Below are 904 nucleotides of genomic sequence, written 5' to 3'. Positions count from 1 at the left end.
TGCCGGCTTGCTCGCAAGCAAGGATTTCCAGACCTTTGTAATAGCCTCGGTCGGCCACCACCGTCAGCGACTCAGCGCCGATCTCTTCACGCGCCTGGTTCGCCATATTGCTCAGTTGCCCACGGTCATTACCAACGTTGGTCACCTCATGGGCAATGATCAGATGGTGCTTGTCGTCGACAGCTGTTTGTACGTTGTAGCCAACCGTTCCGGTGCCTCGGCCGCTCGTGGCCATTGAGCGTGCATCTGGATCGGTGAGGGAGATCTGTTGGTCTGGACTGTCGTGGAGCTGCGCCTCGATTTCCTTGAGTTTCTGCATCTGCTTTTTCAGTGTTTCTATCTTTTCCTTAAGCCGCTCTGCTTTGGCCTCGGCCACTTCGGGCGTTGCCCGATCCGCCGAATCCATCGCCGCCAGATAGCGATCAATGCTCTGCTCGATCTGCTGCATGCGTGCCTTCACCTTGCCCTGAGTGAAGTTGCGGTCGCGATTATTGACGGCTTTGAATTTGCTGCCGTCGATGGCGATGATCGACTGGGAGAAGAGATTGAGGTTGCGGCAAAGAACTACGAACTGACGGCATACGCTGCGAATGGCTTTGCCGTTATCTTTGCGAAAGTCGGCAATGGTTTTGAAGTCCGGAGCCAAACGCCCCGTGAGCCACATCAACTCGACGTTGCGCTCGGCCTCTCGCTCAAGTCGGCGGCTGGATTGAATCCGATTCAGGTAGCCGTAGATATAGATCTTCAGCAACACCGCTGGGTGATAGGCCGGACGACCAGTTGCGGCAGGATCGACACCCTCAAAACCAAGTGCGCCCAGGTCGAGTTCATCGACGAAAACATCGACCACGCGCACTGGATTTTCTTCGGCTACGTAATCGTCCAGACACTCCGGCAGCAAGGT

1 protein-coding gene is annotated in these 904 nt (G+C 55.9%); it reads right to left on the bottom strand.

Annotated features, from left to right (window positions below; genetic code table 11):
- A partial coding sequence (locus tag ACW9JC_RS30360) for an IS1182 family transposase (RefSeq protein WP_457459677.1) occupies positions 1-904 on the bottom strand: 904 nt, incomplete at both ends.

Source organism: Pseudomonas sp. SDO5591_S426, from assembly GCF_054070755.1.
This window is presented reverse-complemented; position numbering and strand designations above follow the sequence as displayed.